The following is a 19,830-nucleotide window of genomic DNA, read 5'->3' on the forward strand; positions in this document are numbered from 1 at the left end:
CTAATTATAAAAGTTCTTATTTTGTTTTACTAAGTTTCTGATAATCGGACTGCATCTGTATCGGTCTTCGTGATAGAAATTGTAAAGTTCATCGAGTTCATTCTGAAGGTTTTCTAATCCGAATTCGTCTGCCCATTTTAATAAACCTTTTGGATAATTCACACCTTTTGTCATTGCCAAATCGATGTCTTCTGCAGATGCAATGTTTAAGAAATAAGCGTCTGAAGCTTCGTTCATTAACATTACCAAGATTCTTTTGAAAATAAATTCTAATAATTCCGGATTCTCATTGGGTTTTGGTTGTTCCGCATTTGAAGAATAATCATAAAATCCTCTTCCTGATTTCTTTCCGAAAAACCCTGCTTCGAATAATCTTTTTTGTGTGAATGAAGGTTTGAATTTGGGGTCGTAGAAAAATTCTTTGAAAACACTTTCTGTCACTCGGTAATTCACGTCGTGACCAATGAAATCCATCAATAGAAATGGTCCCATTCTGAATCCTCCCAAACTGGTCATTGCAAAATCAATAGTCGCACAATCTGCAATGCCTTCCTCCAAAATCCTAATCGCTTCGCCGTAAAAAGGTCTCGCCACACGGTTCACTATGAATCCAGGTGTGTCTTTTGCAATCACGGGAAGTTTTTTCCAGCTTTCTACTAAATTTTTAGTTTTTGAAATTAAATCTTTATCCGTCTGAACAGCAGGAATAATTTCTACCAAAGCCATCAACGGCGCAGGATTGAAGAAATGAATTCCAATCACTCGACTCGGTATTTGACAAGCCGATGCAATGGATGCAATGGATAACGATGACGTGTTGGTTGCCAAAATACAATCCTCGGAGACAAGATTTTCCAACTTTTGGAATAAGTCTTTTTTGATTTCTAAATCTTCAATAATCGCTTCGATGATTAGTTCTGAATCATTTAATTCAGATAATTTATCGCTCAATCGGATATTATCAAAATAAGTTTCTGCTTCTTTATAAGTTAGCTTTCCTTTTTCGGCTAATTTTTGAAATTGCGTTTCAAGATTTTGTCCTGCTTTTTCTACGGCAATCGGATTGCTATCGTACAACAAAACCTGATTCCCAGCTGTTGCCAAAACCTGTGCGATTCCACTTCCCATTGCGCCACTACCGACTATTCCTATTTTCATTTTTTTTGTAAAATGTATGATGTAAAAAGTACAATGACTTTTTTTATTCTATTTATTTCCAACGCAATGTGCGCAAACTTTTTTTATCAATTATTGAAAACATTTTTAAGTTCGCAAAGCCGTTAGCACTTAGCGAAGAAATATTTATTTGTTTTAGTCTAAATCAAACAACTATCAACTAATTTAATGACATTTAAAATAATCAAAAGGTTCTCTGCAATCATCACATTGATATAATGCTTTGCACGCTGTGGAACCAAACTGACTTACCAAATGTGTATGTTTTGAACTACAAAGCGGACACTCGACCTCATCTGTTTTTGAGAATAATTCATCATTATTTTTTGAATAGACAGGCGGTGCGATGCCGTAGGCTTTAAGTTTTTGTTTTCCTTCTTCCGTCATCCAATCGGTGGTCCAAGCCGGACTTAGTCGATTGGTTATTTTTATATTATTGAAACCTTTTTCAACCAGTTTCATTCTGATAGCCATATTAATCATTGATGTGGCGGGACAACCGGAATAAGTTGGTGTCACTACAATTTCGATTTCGTCTTCATTGAGTTTGACATCACGGATGATTCCCAAATCCAAAAGATTGAGAACGGGAACTTCCGGGTCGGGAATTTCCTTTAATATTTGCCAGATATTTTCTTCTGTGACTATCATTTTTATTTTATTATCCGTCGTTTTCCAAACCTCACAGGTTTTAAAAACCTGTGAGGTTTATTTCAATAAATTACCATTCCATATTAGGATAAGTACGTTGCATCATTTGCATTTCGGCCAGGATGTAACCCATTTTTTCAGTGTGTTTTCCTTCTTTTCCGCCGGTCAATTGTCTCGATTTTGAGAAATCGACAAACAACGTTGCTTCATTCAGGATTTCCAGAACTTTAGTTTCCCATTTTGTTCGGAACGTTCTGATGTCCGGAATGCTATTTTGTTCAATTAGTTCTAATTCCCAGTTGGTTGGAACAAACATTTCGTCTGTAAAATCAACCAAATCATTGACTGACTTCTGGATTTTGCTGTGACTTTCTTCTGTGCCGTCGCCTAAACGAATCATCCATTCGCTACTCCATTTCAAATGATACGTCACTTCTTTCAAAGACTTTTCTGCGATGGAAGCCAGTTTCAAATCAGAATGATGTTTCAGTTCGGTCAATAATAGATGATGATAAACATCGAAGAAAAATTGTCTCGTAATCGTGTCTCCAAAATGTCCGTTCTCTCTTTCAACTAAAAGTAGATTCCTGAACTCACGCTCATTTCTGAGAAAAGCTAAATCGTCTTCTGATTTCCCTTCGTTCTGAATTTCGGCGGCATACTGATAATAATTGGAAGATTCTCCCAACAGATCCAAAGCAATGTTGGACATTGCAATATCCTGCTCCAAGACTGGTCCTTTTCCGCACCATTCACAAAGACGCTGACCGAGAATCAGACTTGTGTCTGCGAGATGTAATATATAATTGAGATAATTATTGTTCATTGGTTTCAATTTAATTGGCGTTATAAACCACCCGAATTTCAAAATTAATTTTGAAATCCACCCGTCCAACGGAGGGGAATTTGTTACATATTTTTTACTTCTTCCGGGACGTGGTAAAACGTCGGGTGGCGATAAACTTTATCTTCTGAAGGTTCATAAAATGCCTCAGAATCATCGGGATTGGTAGCGTGGATATGTTTGGATTCTACCACCCAAATGCTGACACCTTCCATTCTCCTCGTATAAACGTCGCGTGCGTTTTGGATCGCCATTTCTGCATCAGCAGCGTGGAGACTTCCGACGTGTTTATGATCCAAACCTTGCCTGCTTCTGATAAAAACTTCCCAAAGTGGCCATTCTGTATTTTGCATAATATTCGTGTAGATTAATAGATAATAGACTGATAGATAATAGATTTTAATCTATTGGTTTATTATTGTTTATTTTATCGCAAAGGCGCAATATTTTTCTTTTTTGATTCTGCTTTAAGCCGCAAACTTAAAACTTCGAATTAAGTTTTGCGACTTAATACATAGATTTGTCCCAGCACTTGCGCCTTTGCGTTACAAAAACGTTAAACTGTTTTTCTGTTTCGTTCTTCTCTTAATTTTCTTTTTTCGTGATAAGCGGTTGCGGCTTCTCTTACCCAAGCGCCATCGTCGAAAGCTTTTTTGCGGGTTTCGATTCTTTCTTTGTTACAAGCGCCGTTACCTTTAACCACTTTCCAAAACTCTTCCCAATCGATTTCTCCGAATTCATAATGCCCGGTTTCTTCATTGAATTTCAAATCCGGATCCGGAATTGTCAATCCCAGATACTCTGCCTGCGGAACGGAAACATCTACGAAACGCTGTCTCAACTCGTCATTGGTAAAACGCTTGATGCGCCATTTCATCGAGAGTTCTGTGTTTCCCGAGTCGGCATCTTTTGGTCCGAACATCATCAAAGTTGGCCACCACCATCGGTTGAAGGCATCCTGAGCCATTGCTTTCTGCTCCGGCGAACCTTGAGCCAGTTTCATCATCAGCTCGTAACCTTGCCTCTGGTGGAAACTTTCCTCCTTACAAATCCTAACCATCGCTCTGGCATAAGGTCCGTAAGATGCTCGGCAAAGCGGAACCTGATTCAAAATTGCTGCGCCATCTACCAGCCAACCGATGGCGCCCATATCTGCCCAAGTCAAAGTCGGATAGTTGAAAATGCTAGAATATTTGGCTTTTCCTGAATGCAAATCGTTGATGGTTTCATCTCTTGTAACGCCCAAAGTTTCGGCAGCGCAATAGAGATAAAGTCCGTGTCCGGCTTCGTCTTGAACTTTTGCCAGCAATATTTTTTTGCGGTTCAAAGTCGGTGCACGCGTAATCCAATTCGCTTCCGGCAACATCCCGACAATCTCGGAATGGGCGTGCTGAGAAATCTGACGAATCAGGGTTTTTCTGTACGCGTCCGGCATCCAATCTTTGGGTTCGATGCGGATTTCGCTGTCTATTTTATTCTGAAAATGTTCTTCTAAATTGATTTCTGTTGTTTCCATTTTCTTTATATTTTTCTTTGAACACAAAGCGCACAAAGTTTTTTTAATTATTAACTGTCTTAAAGGTTCACAAAGGCGTTAACTTATATAAGAATGAATTCTAACGTTTTTTTTGTCATTCCGTAGGAATCTAAACTTAGTTGTAGAGATTGACTTCGTCTAACCACTTCTTTGGGTTTCCTACGGAATGACAAACTTTGTATTTATAACAAATCTTGTTTTATGTACAATCTGCAGCCCGACTTGAGCGGAAATCCTTTTTTGCGTGGACTCAAATTGTATTTAAACTGAAATCGTCGGCAAAAAAGATTGGGAGCGGAAGGCGGATTAAGCTGCCATAATTATTATTCTATTTAATATCAAAATTCACAATTTCATAGGGTTTCACCCCATGCTGTTTTATGTCGCCACTTCGTGGCTTGTTGATTTACTTTATATCAAAATTCACAACCACTTCTTCTGAACGCGGATGTGCCTGACAAGACAAGATAAATCCTGCTTCAATCTCATCCGGTTCGAGAGAATAATTGATGTCCATTTCCACGTCGCCTTTTTCTAATTTACATTTGCAAGTCGCACAAACACCTCCTTTGCAGGCGTAAGGCAAATCGGCTCCGTTTTGTAAAGCGGCATCCAAAATCGTTGGGCCGTGGTAAGCCAAATCTAATTTCAAAGCGGTTGCATCCAACTTGACCGTGACTTTGCTAAATACGTCATCTGATTGATTAATCGCAGATTCGTGTTCTTTTTTCTTTTCCGCAGAAGCTGCGCTGAAGAATAATTCGAAATGAATTTTCTTGGCTTCGACACCGGATTGTATTAACGTATCTCTCACACTCAGAATCATTTCTTCTGGTCCGCAAAGAAAAACCTCATCGATTTTCTCGGCCGGAATAATATTATTAAGGAATGATTGCGCTTTCTCAGAATTGATTCTTCCGCTCAGCAAATTGGCATCAGCAAATTCGCGGCTGAGAATGTGATAAATGCTCAATCGTTCCATAAAACGGTTTTTCAAAGCTTCGATTTCTTCTTTGAAAATGATGGTCGCTTTGTTTTTATTTCCATAAATCAGAATGAACTGGCTTTGAGGCTCGTTTTTCAAAACTGATTTGATGATGGAAATTATAGGTGTGATTCCACTTCCTGCAGCAAAAGCTACATAAGTTTTTTTGTTTTCGGAATTCAGTTCTGTATAGAATTTTCCCATTGGAGGCATTACTTCCAAGATGTCGCCTTCTTTCAGATTGTCATTCATAAAAGAAGAGAACAAACCTTCGGGAACTTTTTTGACAGCGACTTTTAGCTCGCCTTCGCACGGACTTGCACAAATCGAGTACGACCGACGAAGTTCCTCGTTGCCATTGATTTGCCGGAATGTCAAATATTGTCCTTGCGTGAATTTGAATTGTTCCGATAATTCTGCAGGCACATCAAAACTCACGGAAACACAATCGGGTGTTTCTTTCTTGATTTTTTTGACCTTTAATAGATGAAAATTTACTGACATTTTATTTTTTTTGAACACAAAGTGCACAAAGATTTTTTTTACATTATTAAAAATATTTTTTAGGTTCACAAAGGCACTTCGACAGGCTCAGTGTGACATTGCTAATACTAACCGTTTTAATTGTAACGTGTCAGTCTGAGCTTGCCGAAGGCTTTTCTTTATTATCAATCAAATATCATTTATGAGTTAAGACCATTCATTAATAATGTTTTCAAATCATTTTCCAGCTCTTGCGGTGTGATTTCACGGCTTGGTTTATACCAAAGTTCTATCCATCTCAAGGAAGATAACATTGTGAACAATGCAACAGATACATTCATTGTTTTGAATTCTCCGTTTTCCATTCCTTTTTCTATGATGTTGGCAAAGCTTTTTTCATAAGATTTTCGAATTTGTTTGTATTGATTTTTCTTCTCTTCGGAAAGGTATTTCCAATCGTTATTTGCAACAGAAACCGATGCCGAATCTTCGATAATCAACTGAACGTGAAGTCCGATGATGGCGTTCAGTTTTTCCTGAAAAGTCTGATTCGTATTTTCGATTTCCTGAAGTTGGGAAATGTATTGATTGGCAATTTTGAAGCAAATCAATTCCAAGATTTCGTCTTTGGATTTGATATGATTGTACATACTTGCCGCTTCCATTCCCACTTTCTCGGCCAAGTCGCGCATACTTGTTCCGCCGAAACCTTTTTCTTTGAAAAGTTTGGCGGCCTCGGATAAAATCAATTCTTTTTTATTGATTTTATTTATCTTTTTATTAATAGTTAATTCTTGTATCATAATGTGTCACTCCTACGGAGTTCTTTTGAAAATCGAAATATTTCTACAAACATTTCGCTCCTGCGGAGCTTAATACTTCAATACTTGTTCTATTTCTTTAATTAATTTTTCTGTGTTTGGCAGCATTTCTTTCTCCAATTCAGAATTGATAGGAATTGCAGGAAGATTTTTTGCGCCTACTACTTTTACCGGCGCATCCAATTGTCTGAAACAGTTTTCATTGATTCTGGCTGCCAGACTTTGAGCAAAACTGTTATTCACAGGTTCTTCTGTCAAAACGATGCAACGGTTATGCTTTTTCACACTTTCGAAAACCCGGTTTTCGTCCAAAGGCGCGAGTGTTCTCAAATCAATAATTTCGATTTGATTATCAAACTGTTTCGCTGCATTCGAAGCCCAATAAACGCCCATTCCGTAAGTAATGATTGTTAAAGTTGGTTTATTATTTTGATTATCGCAAAGCAAAACTTCTCTTGCTTTCCCAAATGGAATAACGTAATCTTCGTCTGGCTCAATCGTTTTTGCATTTTCTGTACCTTCTATTTTTGACCAATAAAGACCTTTGTGTTCCAGCATTACCACAGGATTTGGGTCGTAGAAAGCGGCTTTCATCAAACCTTTCAAATCTGCGCCTGTTGATGGATAGGCGATTTTGATGCCTTTAATATTGCACAAAACACTTTCTACAGAACTTGAATGATATGGCCCGCCACTTCCGTAAGCGCCAATCGGAACGCGGAGAATCATTGAAACCGGCCATTTTCCATTAGACAAATAATAGCTTCTGGAAACTTCAGTAAACAACTGGTTCAAACCTGGCCAAATGTAATCTGCGAACTGAACTTCGACAATCGGTTTCAAACCAACGGCGCTCATTCCGACGGTTGAACCGACAATAAAAGCTTCCTGAATTGGTGTGTTGAAAACACGCTTCTCTCCAAATTGTGCGGCCAAAGTAATCGCTTCACGGAAAACGCCACCTAATCTCAAGCCGACATCTTGACCGTACAATAAGGCTTCCGGATGTTTTTGCATTAATTCTCTAATGGCGAACAAAGCACAATCTACCATCACCGTTGGGATTTTTCCGCTTGGAGAACGTTCTCCTTTTTCTTCGGTTATAGGTGTTGGTGCAAAATCGTGTTTGTATGTATCTTCCGGTTTTGGGTCTTCTGCTAGAACAGCATTTTCAAAATCAGTTCTAACTGATTCCTGAACTTCCTTTTCAATCCATTCAATTTCAGAATCTTCTATGCTAAATTCTGAAAGTTTGTTTCTTAATTTGATTAATGGATCATTCTTCGCACATTCTTCCAAATCATCCCGATACCATTCTTTTCTAACGCCAGAAGTATGATGATTTAATAAAGGAACTTTAGCGTGAATCAACATTGGTCGTCTTTCTTCACGGATGATTTTGATGCATTCTTTTACGGCCTCGTAAGATTTGATAAAATCTGTTCCGTCAATTGTTCTGGTTTCGATGCCGTTGAAACCTCGCATATATTCTGTAATATCCTGTGCTCGGATTTCTTTGGCGTTGGCAGAAATATCCCACTCATTATCCTGAACCAGATATAAAATTGGCAATTGTTTGAGCGCAGCCATCTGGAATGCTTCGGAAACTTCGCCTTCAGTACAGCTTGCATCGCCGAGCGAGCATACTGCAATTGGTTTTTCGTCAAGATTTTCAGCAATTCCTGTTTCTTCTTTATATTTCATTCCCATTGCAATTCCCGTTGTTGGAATAGCCTGCATTCCTGTTCCGGAGCTTTGGTGAATCATTTTCGGGAAATCATCTCTTCGCAAACTTGGATGAGAATAATAGGTTCTTCCGCCGGAAAATGGGTCATCTTTTTTGGCTAAAAGCTGAAGCATCAATTCATAAGGTGTCAATCCAACGCCCAACAAAATCGAGTCGTCTCTATAATAAGGACTCACGAAATCCTGTGGCAACAACTGCATTCCCAAAGCGAGCTGAATTGCTTCGTGTCCACGGGAAGTAGCGTGAACGTACTTGGAAGTGATCTTTTTTTCCTGTTCGAACAAATCGCTCATCGTTTTGGCCGTAAACATCAAACGATAAGCAGATTTCAGTAAATCAGTCAGGCTAATTTCTTTGTTTAAAAAATGTTTTTCAGTGATTTGCATATTTAAACATTTGACATTCAATCCATTATTCTCAGTTTGGGTAGATTGAATGTGATTGATTCAAAAATACACTTTTTTATGAAACTAACAAATGTTAGTTAGTTTTTTACATGCAGGAAATAATTATCTTTGTAAAAAATAAATAACCATTTTATGAAAAAGAGTCTTATCCTTTTTATGCTAATGATAGGTTTGGCAAAAGCTCAAATTGTAAATATTCCTGACGTCAATTTTAAAGCGTATCTGCTTTCCAATCCAGAAATCAATACGGATTATGATAGTCAAATTCAAGTTAGCGAGGCTGCGGCATTTACAGGAACTATAGACGTTTATAATCTAGGAATAAATGATATGACCGGAATAGAATTTTTTGTAAACTTAACAACGTTGAAATGTGGATGGAATAATATTTCCAATCTTGATGTCAGTAAAAATTCTAAATTAAAAGCTCTGTATTGTTTTCTAAATCAACTTACAACCCTTGATGTTAGTAAGAATTTACAACTTTCTATTTTATGGTGTGCTGGAAACAAACTCACAAACTTAGATATTTCTAAAAATATCGAACTTGAAAGTTTGTACTGTGAAGGCAATCAATTTAGCAGTTTGGATTTAAGCGAAAATATTTCGTTAAACAGTCTATCTTGTGGGAGAAATCAATTTATAACCTTAGACCTTAGCAAAAACACCAACCTCACTTGGCTATATTGTAATACTAACCCTTTGTTAACAAGTTTAAACTTAAAAAATGGAAATAACACAAAATTAGGCTCTATCTATATTGTTGAAAATCCAAATCTAATTTGTGTACAAGTTGATGATGTCAATTATGCTAATTCACAACCTTCACATTTGTGGACTAAAGATGCCATAGCCAGTTACAGCACAAATTGCATATTATCCGCAACAGAAACAGAAAAGAAACAAATTAGACTTTATCCGAATCCTGCAAAAGATTTCATCAATTTTTCAGATGAAGTTTCAAATATTAAAATAACAGACCTTTCAGGAAAAGTCATCAAGCAAATTCCTAATTCCGAAAAATCCATTAATGTTTCAAAATTGATGAAAGGAACCTACATTATTACTGCGGTTTCTAAATCTGGTGAATTGATCACTAAAAAATTTATAAAAGAATAATATTGATTTTTTGCATACCTGATCCTTTCATATGTTGAAAGGATTTTTTATTTATGATTAAAATATCTTCCACTTCACAAAATAAAAATTTAAATTTTGTAGTTTTGAACATTAAACAAGATAAATGAAAATTAAAATACTTTTTGGAATTGCATTTTGGACACTTTTGCTTTTGGCAGGTTGCAACCGTGATGATATTTCTTTTGATTCGCCAAGTCAATTGCTGCGTTTCTCTACCGACACCGTTTTTTGCGACACCGTTTACAACCAAATGCGTTCGGAAACTTATGCCGTGAAGGTTTACAATAATGAAGATAAGGATATTCTGATCCCGGAAATAAAACTGGAAGGTGGTGCTAATTCTCTTTACAAAATCAATGTGGATGGGAAAGTCGGCACCCATTTCGAAAAAGTCGCATTGAGAAAAAAAGACAGTTTATATGTTTTTGTAGAAATTGCTCCGACAGCTACAGTTCCGGAAGCAATTGCTGAAGATAAAGTTATTTTCAAAACTCCCGCTGGTGAACAAAAGGTAACCTTATTCTCCGTTGTTCAGGATGCAGAATATTTCATCAAAACCGATACAAATCCTAATATTATTTCTGAAAATACAACCTGGACCAATAATAAAGCTAAAATCATTTTCGGAGATTTGACGGTTGCCGAAGGGAAGACCTTGACAATGGAAAAAGGTACGAAAGTCTATTTCCGGAAAAACAGTGGAATGAATTTCGCAAAAAATTCAAGTCTTGATGTTAAAGGTGCTTTGGGCGAAGAAGTGATTTTCCGAGGCGACAGAAGCGATACCAAATACGACACACTGCCTGCCAACTGGAACGGCATCAAAATGGAAGAAGGCTCACTTCTGAAAATGAATTATGCCAGGGTTTTTGGCGGTAATGTCGGATTACAGCTAAAAAAGAATGATGCAACCATCAACAATTCTATTTTCCATACCTTTCAGAATGTTGGCATTTATGCGATCCATTCTACGCAATTTACGGCAAACAATGTGGTCATGAATAATTGCGGCGAAGCTGATCTTGCAATTGCAAGCGGCGGAACTTACAATCTTAATTACTGTACGCTTGCCAATTATTGGAACCTTAATCCTTCTATGTCAGCTGTAGGGATTTACGCAACCAATGGCTGGGAAAATGAAAAAGGTGAAATAGAAGTAGCAGACCCTACTCTTAATGTTAATAATTCGATCATTTACGGAGATGTTCCTGATATGATTACTTTTACTAAAGTTGGAACTAGCGGTAATTTCAATGCTACATTTAAAAATTCGTTATTAAAATTCACTTCCAATTCTGGCTTAAATCCTGATAATTCGAACATCAGAAATGAAGATCCTAAATTCCAGAATTATTTTACCCAGAAAATGAATCTGAGAATCAAAGAAGGTTCGCCTGCATTAAAAAAAGGAACTAATCTCAACACCAACGTTACAGCTACAGATATTGCTGGAAAAACGAGAACTTATCCTGCAACTTTAGGAGCTTATCAGTAATGGAAATTACAACACTTCAAAATCAGGTTGATGAATGGATAAAAACCATTGGCGTCCGCTATTTCAATGAGCTGACGAATATGGCAATGCTGACCGAGGAAGTGGGCGAAGTGGCCAGAATCATCGCCAGAAGATACGGAGAACAATCTGAAAAAGAATCCGATAAATCCAAAGATTTGGGCGAAGAATTGGCCGATGTACTTTTTGTAACGCTTTGCTTAGCCAATCAAACCGGAACAGACTTGCAATCCGCCTTCGATAAAAAAATGAAAGTCAAGACTGATAGAGACAAAGAACGACATCAGAATAATGAAAAATTAAAATAGTGAGAAGTAAAATGTTAGAAGTCAGAAGTTTTTTTTAATATCCGTTAAACAACCTATTACTATGCATTGATATAAAAATCAATTAGTTACAACAGACACTTCGACAAGCTCAGTGTGACATCTCTAATACTAAACGCTTGATTTCTAGCAATGTCAAGCTGAGCTTGTCGAAGCTTTAGGTTAATAAACGAACAATGAATAATTTTTTTACTGACCGCTTACATCTTACTTTTCACATCACACAAAATTATGATTATAAAAAAGTCTGAACTTATAGACGGAAAAAATATTAAAATCACCGGTTCGAAAAGTATTTCGAACCGTCTTTTGATTTTAGGGAAATTGTTTGGGAACATTGATATGCTCAATCTTTCCAATTCTCAGGACACAACTTTGCTCAAAAAAGCTTTGGAATCCGACTCTGAAAGCATTGACATCCACCACGCTGGAACTGCGATGCGTTTTCTGGCTTCCTATTATTCCATTTTTGAAGGCAGAAAAACCATTTTGACAGGCTCCGACAGAATGAAAAACCGTCCAATAAAACCTTTGGTAGATGCGCTCCAGTCACTTGGTGCAGATATTACTTATCTTGAAAAAGAAGGTTTTCCACCGTTGCAAATCATCGGAAAGAAGTTGGAAAAAAATTTGGTTAAAATCTCAGCCAATGTTTCCAGCCAGTTTCTAACTTCATTAATTTTAATCGGAGGAAAATTGGAAAACGGTTTGACTTTGGAATTGGAAGGCGAAATCACCTCAAGACCTTACCTTGAAATGACTTTGAAAATTTTGAACGAAATCGGAATCAGATCTCATTTTGCCGAAAACAGAATCGAAATCGTTTCGCATAAAAACCACATCAGAACAGAACATTACGAAGTAGAAAGTGACTGGTCATCAGCGTCTTACTTTTATTCTTTGTGCGCCATCGGCAGAAAATCAATCACTTTGAAAAGTTATCACACGTTGTCTCTGCAAGGCGACAGCGTGATTAAGGAAATCTACTTGAAATATTTCGGCATAAACACGGTTTCGGATTATGCAGAAAACTCGATTTCACTTTTGCCGGAGCCTGCTTTCGAATATCCGGAATTGATAACGCTCGATATGAACGATTGTCCGGACATTGCGCAAACGCTTTGTGTAACGGCAACAGCATTGAAAATTCCGTTTGTCATCACAGGACTTCACACATTGAAAGTAAAAGAAACCGACAGATTGGTTGCGCTTCAGAATGAGTTATTGAAAATCGGAGCAAAAACTCATATCACGGTTGATAAAATTGAATCCTGCGAGTTTATTGAACCCGAAGAAAATATTTCTATTGCGACCTACAACGACCACAGAATGGCGATGGCTTTTGCGCCGTTTGCTTTGGTTAAGGAATTGAATATCGAAAAAGAAGATGTTGTGGAGAAATCTTATCCTGAGTTTTGGGAGGATTTTGCTGAGGTAACCAATCAATAACTAAGAAATTTGTCTCAATTTTGAGATTTTAAATTACTTATCTTTGTTATTAATAAGCAGTTAATTTAAAAAAGCAGCATTATGGAAATCACAAATATCGATCAATTGGACCTTAATAAAACTTACACTTTTGCGGATTATCTGATGTGGAGATTCAAAGAAAGGGTTGAACTCATCAAAGGTAAAATCCTAAAAATGAGTCCTGCTCCGGCTCCGATTCATCAGAGAATTTCACAAAAAATCAATCAAAAACTTTATCCGTTTTTTGAAAATAAGCCTTGCGAACTATTTTACGCACCTTTTGATGTACGTCTACCCAACAAAACTGGGGAAATCCTCACTGTTGTTCAACCTGATTTGTGTGTGATTTGTGACCGCACAAAAATTGACGACAAAGGTTGCCTTGGTGCACCAGATTTGGTGGTTGAAATCCTTTCTCCTGGAAATTCTAAAAAAGAAATGAATCTGAAATTTAGTTTGTATGAAGAATATGGCGTTTCGGAATACTGGGTGGTAGATTCAAGCGAAAAATTTATTCTGATTTATAGTTTAGAAAATGGAGAATATATCAGCCGTAAACCAGTTGCAGACGGAGAAATACTTCAGTCCATTAAATTCCCAGACTTAAAATTTTCTACGGAGAATTTGTATGAATTTTAGTGATAATAATATTTTGAATCATTTAACTTTGCCAAAATTGGCAAAGTTTTATTTTGTAGAAAAACTTTTAATTAAAAAACTAAACATTGAGCAAAACTATCATCATCACAGGCACATCATCCGGAATCGGATTTGCGCTGGCAGAATATTTCGGAAAGAAAGGCAACAAAGTTTACGGTTTGAGCAGAAAAGCCGTAAGCTCTGATTATTTTGTTTCGATTCCGACAGATATAACCGAAAAAGAACAAATCGACAGTGCGATTTCTGAAATCCTGAAAACAGAAACCAGAATCGATGTTCTGATTAATAATGCGGGAATGGGAATGGTTGGCGCCGTGGAAGATTCTACGAAAGACGATATTTCAAAGTTGTTCAATCTTAATTTGATTGGTTCTGTTCAGATGATGACAGCTGTTCTTCCAAAAATGCGTGAGCAGAAATCGGGGAAAATCATCAATGTTTCCAGCATCGGTTCTGAGATGGGATTGCCGTTCCGGGGATTTTATTCCGCATCCAAATCAGCTTTGGACAAAGTGACGGAAGCAATGCGCTACGAGGTTTACCCCTGGAACATCCACGTTTGCTCGCTTCATCTGGGTGATATCAAAACCAATATTGCAGAAAACCGTGTCAGAACAAAAGTCTCCGAACCTTACAAAAATGTCTTTGATAAAGTTTATGCTTTGATGAATTCTCACGTTGGCGACGGAACAGAACCTTTGGATGTTGCAGTTTACGTTGACCAGCTTTTAGGAAAGTCAAAATGGAAAGCACATTATTATTTTGGGAAGTTCGGTCAAAAAATTGGCGTTCCTTTGAAATGGATTCTTCCTCAGAATACCTACGAAAATCTGATGAAGAAGTATAATAAAATGGATTGATTTCGGTTTTAGTTATAAAGTATTAAGGTCTTCGACTCCGCTCAGACTGACACCGTTTAAAATGAACTTTGGTGTTACTGACATCTTTGAAATGAAAACAATTAGTATTAGCGATGTCACACTGAGCGGAGTCGAAGTGCTTCCCACAAGATGAAACAATATTTTGCTTACATATTAAGATGTTGTGATAACTCCTACTATACAGGAGTTACAAGCGATTTGGAGTCTCGACTTATTAAACATCAATCAGGACATTACCCTGAAAGTTACACGCATAGCAGAAGACCAACTCAATTGGTTTTTTACAATGAATTTAATGAAATTGAACAAGCAATTGCTTTCGAAAAACAAGTAAAAGGTTGGAGTAGAAAGAAAAAAGAAGCTATTATCAATAAGAATTGGTAGAAATTGAAAGAACTTTCTATTTGTCAAAATAATAGTCATTCTAGTAATCTTGTAAAAGGCTTTGACTCCGCTCAGCCTGACACTGTCTAAAACAAATCGTTTAATAAAGATGTCACGCTGAGCGGTGTCGAAGCGTTCAAAGATATAAACCGAAAATTGAAAAAGTTTTTCTATATAATCTTATTACTTCTGAGCACATTATCCTTTGCGCAGAAAAAAGAATTCTGGCTCATCGACAAAGAAACGAATGTAAAAAAAATTGTTTCTGATTCGGCTAAAGCAGTTAAATTTCTGGATTCTTTGGCAGAAAACTCTTACTTCTTCACAGAACTGAAAGATGTTAAACAAATCGAAAATCGGACAGAAATCTATTATGATAAAGGTCCAAATTTCAACAAAGCTAATGTGAAATTTTCTGATTCTTTAGTTAACGATTTGAAGTTTCAGAAGAACGAGATTTACACCAAAAACTTAGATTCACTCAAGAAAAATATCAATCAAAAATACCGTGATAAAGGTTTCGCTTTTAACCGTGTGAAAACCAAATTCCAGAAAATGGAAAACGGAATTCCGTCGGTCAAAATCTCGGTCGTTCCGGCTTCGCAAAGGAAAATTGACGGTATTGTTTTCAAAGGTTACACGCGTTTACCAAAACAATTCGTTAAGAACCTCAATAAGCAATATCTTGGCAAAAGCTATGATGACAAGAATTTGGTTTCTATGAATCAGTCTTTGCAAAATCATCAGTTCGTGTCACTGGAAAAACCGCCTCAGACTTTATTTACCAAAGATTCTACGCAGGTTTTTCTCTTCACTCAAAAAAGAAAAACCAACACTTTTGACGGAATGATTGGCTTTGGAAATGATAAAACTGAGAAATTCACAGTCAATGGAACGCTGAATGTCCAGATGAAAAATATGTTCAACAGCTTTGAAAGCATCGGCATTTACTGGCAACGAAATCCCGACAAAGGTCAGACTTTCGATATGCAGACGGACATTCCGTACACGTTTGGGAGCAACGTAGGTTTGAATGTTAATGTCAATATTTTCCGCCAGGATTCCACATTTGCGAATGTCAAATTTATGCCTGCCATTTATTATCATCTTTCGCCGAAACAGAAACTCGGTCTCAAAGGAACTTTCGAGTCGTCTGCAATTTTAGATTCGTTGTACACGAGTGGTCGCGATTACAGCAAAAAAGGAATTGGAATTTATTATCAATACCAGGAAGGGAGCGACATTCCGCTGTTCATCAACAAAAGCAACATCCGTCTGGAAGCCGATTTTCTGAAAACAACTTACGACGACACTCAGGAAAAACTCGACCAAATCCGGTATTTTCTTTTTGCGGAACACAACTTTAATCTATCCGGAAATCATTTCCTAAACATCAAGGGAGAATCCGCTCTGCTCAGTTCTAAAAACGAATTATCCACGAACGAACTCTTTCGGTTTGGCGGCTGGAACTCGCTTCGGGGTTTCAATGAGCAGAGTCTTGTCAGCGATTTTTACGCCTATGCCGGCGCTGAATACCGCTATCTCGTGAACGACCAGGCCTTTTTCGATCTGTTTGCACAATACGGACAAATGTCCAACAAGGCTCTCGGAATCACGCCAAAACTCTACAGCTTAGGTCTTGGTTTCAACTTTTTCCTTCCCGTCGGCTTGATGAGTTTCCAGATCTCCAACGGAAATGAGTTTGGAAATCCGTTTAAATTCAACGAAATCAAAATCCATTGGGGAATATTGAGCCGGTTTTGACCATCAAAAGATGATCTGAATGACTCTAAATTCGCAACATTGTTAAAAATCCCAATTTGTCCATTTGATGGGCGTTGTATGCCGTCACGGAGTCTTCGGACTGCATCACAGAGTCTTCGGAGGTCATCAATAAAGCTTCGGAATTCATCATCGTGTTTTCGGAAACCATCAACAGAAAAGCGGACGGTAACGCACAGTCTTCTAACTATAAAATCGCCTTATCTGACGATGGACATTACTTTTCTGATACCAACCTGGGTTATAAAAATTAGAATATCCTGAAAACTTGTTGACATTATAATATTAACTTTAGTTCAAATAAAAACATCTATTTTCAGATTCCATAAAAATAACTTAATTTTGCAAAGAAAGTAAAGATGTCTATTCATAACAAAATTGTAGAGACAGCCATCACTTTCGATGACGTGCTTCTAGTTCCTTCTTATTCAGAAGTTTTACCTAATCAGGTTTCCCTAAAATCAAGACTTACAGACAAAATTTCGCTTAATGTTCCAATCGTTTCCGCAGCTATGGATACAGTTACAGAAGCTGATTTGGCGATTGCTTTAGCGAGAGTTGGCGGCTTGGGCTTCATCCACAAAAACATGACGATTGCTGAGCAGGCTGCGCAGGTCAATAGTGTGAAACGTTCCGAAAACGGTATGATTTCCGACCCGGTGACTTTGTCAAAAGACCATACGCTGGCAGAAGCGAAGGCGCTGATGGCCAACTATAAAATCTCCGGACTTCCCGTCGTAGATAAAAACAATTACCTTATCGGCATCATCACCAATCGTGATGTGAAATATCAGGAAAATCTTAATGTGAAAGTGGAGGAAATTATGACCAAAGAAAACCTCATCACTTCTGATAAGAATACGAACCTCGAAAAAGCAAAAGAAATCTTGCTTAAAAACAGGATCGAAAAACTTCCCATCGTTGATAAGAAAAATAAACTGGTCGGGTTGATTACTATTAAAGACATCGACAATCAATTAGAATACCCCAATGCGAACAAAGACCAAAACGGCAGACTGATTGTTGGTGCGGGCGTTGGCGTTGGCGAAGATACGATCGAAAGAATCACAGCATTGGTAAAAGCCGGCGTTGACATTGTTGCCATCGATTCTGCTCACGGCCATTCAAAAGGTGTTTTGGATAAAATCTCAGAAATCAGAAAAACGTTCCCGGACTTGGATATCGTTGGAGGGAATATCGTAACAGCAGATGCAGCCAAAGATTTAATAAAAGCTGGTGCCAACGTTTTGAAAGTTGGTGTTGGACCTGGTTCTATCTGTACAACCAGAGTTGTTGCTGGAGTTGGTGTTCCGCAACTTTCCGCAATCTACAATGTTTATGAATTTGCTAAAAAGAAAAACGTTGCGGTTATCGCAGATGGCGGAATCAAATTATCTGGCGATATTGTAAAAGCGATTGCGAGTGGTGCTGGTGCAGTAATGTTAGGCTCACTTTTAGCCGGAACAGATGAAGCTCCGGGAGAAGAGATTATTTTCCAGGGCAGAAAATTCAAATCTTATCAGGGGATGGGTTCTCTTTCTGCAATGAAACGTGGCGGGAAAGAGCGTTATTTCCAGAGTGAAGCTAAGAAATTTGTACCAGAAGGCATCGAAGGTAGAGTTCCGCATAAAGGAAAACTGGAAGATGTGATTTTCCAACTGACTGGTGGTTTGCGTGCCGGAATGGGCTATTGTGGTGCAAAAGACATTGAAGCTTTACAAAAAGATTCTAAACTGGTGATGATTACAGGAAGCGGATTGAAAGAATCTCATCCGCACGATGTGATCATTACTCAGGAAGCGCCGAATTATTCTTTGTAATTAATCGCTTATTTTTTTGAAACTGAATTTCGGTTTAATGACTTTATTAAGAAATATTCCTTTTGAGAAAGCAGATTTGAATTCATCAAAAATTTTCTGAGAAACATTCAGATAATCATAGACTGCTCCGGATTGATAAACAATTCGGAGTATTTTTTTATCTTCCAGATACATGTAACTGTTGACCACTGATGAAGGCATAATCTTGGAATTGCAAAAAATATTCCCTCAGAGAAAAATAAAAAAGGCTGCAAAAAATTGCAGCCTTTGATTGATTAACATTGAGAAATATTATTTCTTAATTACTTTTTTGCTTTCTGTAGTTCCGTCAGCATATTTGATGCTTACAACATAAGAACCCTTTGCAAGATTTTCTACATTAACAGTAGTTTCTGTAGTAGTTTTAACAGCCTTACCTGAGATATCATAGATAGAAACCTGAGCAATTTTGCTTTCGGATTTCACATTGATAACATCGGTTGCTGGGTTCGGATACACAGACAATTTTGACTTACCAGCCACATCGGACACAGCCATTAATGTTGCAACTGCGCTTGTTTTAAGATTATCAAAACCTGATGTACTAGCACCGCTTGCAACAAAATCAACTTCTGTCGGGAACCAGCCTGGTTCTTTCTCAAAAGGACCGTATTCAGTTCCGTTTATAGTAACCGTCATCTCTCCGCTGCCCATCACATCATAAGTGAATTTAACCTTATACCATGTATTGGCAGTTACAGTCAGTGGCAATTCTATCCCGGAATCTTCATTGTCAAAATCATACTGATCTGCTAAAAATACGCCATTTGTTGAACTCATGTATAAGTCAGCAACTGCAAAATAATCAGAATCTACGTCATAAAACTGAATCTCAGAAAAAGTACTTCCTGTATAAACGTCGAACTCAGCCACGAAAATTCCGTTCTCACTGGTTCTGGAAGACCATTTTGTATCATGGTAGATGAAAGCACCATCAGCATTGTTACTTGCAGTACTTGCAAACTGGAAAGACTTTCCATGAGCTACATCAATATTTGCAACTTTGGCTACTGCATTAGTACCGCCATCTCTTTGCCATCCGCCCTGGGTTCCCAGGTTGCCAACACTGTACGTTTCGAATGTATCACTCCACAAGTTTTGTGAGTAAGCAGTTAAAGCCATTACTGCTGTTAAAGAAAAAGATAAAATTCTTTTCATAATAAT

Annotated in this window: 20 protein-coding genes; 10 read left to right on the top strand and 10 right to left on the bottom strand. The window is 37.6% G+C overall.

The features are described 5' to 3' along the window. The 8 genes from BUA97_RS05875 to BUA97_RS05910 form a co-directional block, all read right to left on the bottom strand. Positions 1-1,158 (bottom strand): 3-hydroxyacyl-CoA dehydrogenase NAD-binding domain-containing protein, encoded by a 1,158-nt coding sequence (locus tag BUA97_RS05875; RefSeq protein WP_072996875.1) that lies wholly within the window; start codon positions 1,156-1,158, stop codon positions 1-3. 183 nt (positions 1,159-1,341) lie between these two features. After that, entirely contained in the window at positions 1,342-1,827 is a 486-nt protein-coding gene (gene paaD, locus BUA97_RS05880; protein ID WP_072996876.1) for a 1,2-phenylacetyl-CoA epoxidase subunit PaaD, read from the bottom strand. Positions 1,828-1,897: 70 nt separating this feature from the next. Beyond that, a complete protein-coding gene (paaC, locus tag BUA97_RS05885; protein WP_072996877.1) occupies positions 1,898-2,653 on the bottom strand; it encodes a 1,2-phenylacetyl-CoA epoxidase subunit PaaC in 756 nt (251 codons plus the stop codon). 83 nt (positions 2,654-2,736) lie between these two features. Beyond that, the gene (gene paaB / locus BUA97_RS05890; protein ID WP_063970555.1) at positions 2,737-3,024 is read right to left on the bottom strand and encodes a 1,2-phenylacetyl-CoA epoxidase subunit PaaB; all 288 of its coding nucleotides are present in this window, start codon (positions 3,022-3,024) and stop codon (positions 2,737-2,739) included. A gap of 203 nt (positions 3,025-3,227) precedes the next feature. Continuing rightward, the gene (gene paaA / locus BUA97_RS05895) at positions 3,228-4,187 is read right to left on the bottom strand and encodes a 1,2-phenylacetyl-CoA epoxidase subunit PaaA (RefSeq protein ID WP_072996878.1); all 960 of its coding nucleotides are present in this window, start codon (positions 4,185-4,187) and stop codon (positions 3,228-3,230) included. Positions 4,188-4,614: 427 nt separating this feature from the next. After that, positions 4,615-5,697 (bottom strand): 1,2-phenylacetyl-CoA epoxidase subunit PaaE, encoded by a 1,083-nt coding sequence (gene paaE, locus BUA97_RS05900; RefSeq protein ID WP_072996879.1) that lies wholly within the window; start codon positions 5,695-5,697, stop codon positions 4,615-4,617. A 179-nt stretch (positions 5,698-5,876) separates the two neighbouring features. Beyond that, a complete protein-coding gene (locus BUA97_RS05905; RefSeq protein ID WP_072996880.1) occupies positions 5,877-6,479 on the bottom strand; it encodes a TetR/AcrR family transcriptional regulator in 603 nt (200 codons plus the stop codon). Positions 6,480-6,548: 69 nt separating this feature from the next. After that, entirely contained in the window at positions 6,549-8,630 is a 2,082-nt protein-coding gene (locus tag BUA97_RS05910) for an alpha-ketoacid dehydrogenase subunit alpha/beta (RefSeq protein ID WP_072996881.1), read from the bottom strand. Between the two features lie 153 nt (positions 8,631-8,783). Between BUA97_RS05910 and BUA97_RS05915 the strand changes: the two genes are divergently transcribed. From BUA97_RS05915 to guaB, 10 genes are all read left to right on the top strand, one after another. Then, on the top strand, positions 8,784-9,770 hold the full coding sequence (locus BUA97_RS05915) for a T9SS type A sorting domain-containing protein (RefSeq protein ID WP_072996882.1): 987 nt from the start codon (positions 8,784-8,786) through the stop codon (positions 9,768-9,770). Between the two features lie 124 nt (positions 9,771-9,894). Beyond that, positions 9,895-11,286, top strand: a complete 1,392-nt coding sequence (locus tag BUA97_RS05920) for a hypothetical protein (protein ID WP_072996883.1) — start codon at positions 9,895-9,897, stop codon at positions 11,284-11,286. Then, positions 11,286-11,612 (top strand): nucleotide pyrophosphohydrolase, encoded by a 327-nt coding sequence (locus BUA97_RS05925; RefSeq protein ID WP_063970810.1) that lies wholly within the window; start codon positions 11,286-11,288, stop codon positions 11,610-11,612. The genes BUA97_RS05920 and BUA97_RS05925 overlap by 1 nt, the downstream gene beginning before the upstream one ends. A 249-nt stretch (positions 11,613-11,861) precedes the next feature. Beyond that, on the top strand, positions 11,862-13,079 hold the full coding sequence (locus BUA97_RS05930) for a 3-phosphoshikimate 1-carboxyvinyltransferase (protein WP_072996884.1): 1,218 nt from the start codon (positions 11,862-11,864) through the stop codon (positions 13,077-13,079). An 81-nt stretch (positions 13,080-13,160) separates the two neighbouring features. Continuing rightward, the gene (locus BUA97_RS05935) at positions 13,161-13,739 is read left to right on the top strand and encodes a Uma2 family endonuclease (RefSeq protein WP_072996885.1); all 579 of its coding nucleotides are present in this window, start codon (positions 13,161-13,163) and stop codon (positions 13,737-13,739) included. Positions 13,740-13,825: 86 nt separating this feature from the next. After that, the gene (locus tag BUA97_RS05940) at positions 13,826-14,620 is read left to right on the top strand and encodes an SDR family oxidoreductase (protein WP_072996886.1); all 795 of its coding nucleotides are present in this window, start codon (positions 13,826-13,828) and stop codon (positions 14,618-14,620) included. Positions 14,621-14,770: 150 nt separating this feature from the next. Further along, positions 14,771-15,025, top strand: a complete 255-nt coding sequence (locus tag BUA97_RS05945; RefSeq protein WP_072996887.1) for a GIY-YIG nuclease family protein — start codon at positions 14,771-14,773, stop codon at positions 15,023-15,025. Positions 15,026-15,181: 156 nt separating this feature from the next. Then, the gene (locus tag BUA97_RS05950) at positions 15,182-16,789 is read left to right on the top strand and encodes a BamA/TamA family outer membrane protein (RefSeq protein ID WP_245795809.1); all 1,608 of its coding nucleotides are present in this window, start codon (positions 15,182-15,184) and stop codon (positions 16,787-16,789) included. Between the two features lie 74 nt (positions 16,790-16,863). Continuing rightward, positions 16,864-17,061 carry a hypothetical protein gene (locus tag BUA97_RS05955; RefSeq protein ID WP_072996889.1) on the top strand — a complete coding sequence of 66 codons (198 nt, stop codon included), beginning with the start codon at positions 16,864-16,866 and terminating at the stop codon, positions 17,059-17,061. A gap of 105 nt (positions 17,062-17,166) precedes the next feature. Then, positions 17,167-18,627, top strand: a complete 1,461-nt coding sequence (gene guaB / locus BUA97_RS05960; RefSeq protein WP_072996890.1) for an IMP dehydrogenase — start codon at positions 17,167-17,169, stop codon at positions 18,625-18,627. Here the strand turns inward: guaB and BUA97_RS05965 are convergent, their stop codons facing one another. Further along, positions 18,628-18,828, bottom strand: a complete 201-nt coding sequence (locus BUA97_RS05965) for a KTSC domain-containing protein (protein WP_072996891.1) — start codon at positions 18,826-18,828, stop codon at positions 18,628-18,630. Positions 18,829-18,918: 90 nt separating this feature from the next. Beyond that, entirely contained in the window at positions 18,919-19,824 is a 906-nt protein-coding gene (locus BUA97_RS05970) for a T9SS type A sorting domain-containing protein (RefSeq protein ID WP_072996892.1), read from the bottom strand. Positions 19,825-19,830 lie beyond the last annotated feature (6 nt).

Source organism: Epilithonimonas mollis (genome assembly GCF_900142325.1).
Lineage (GTDB): Bacteria > Bacteroidota > Bacteroidia > Flavobacteriales > Weeksellaceae > Epilithonimonas > Epilithonimonas mollis.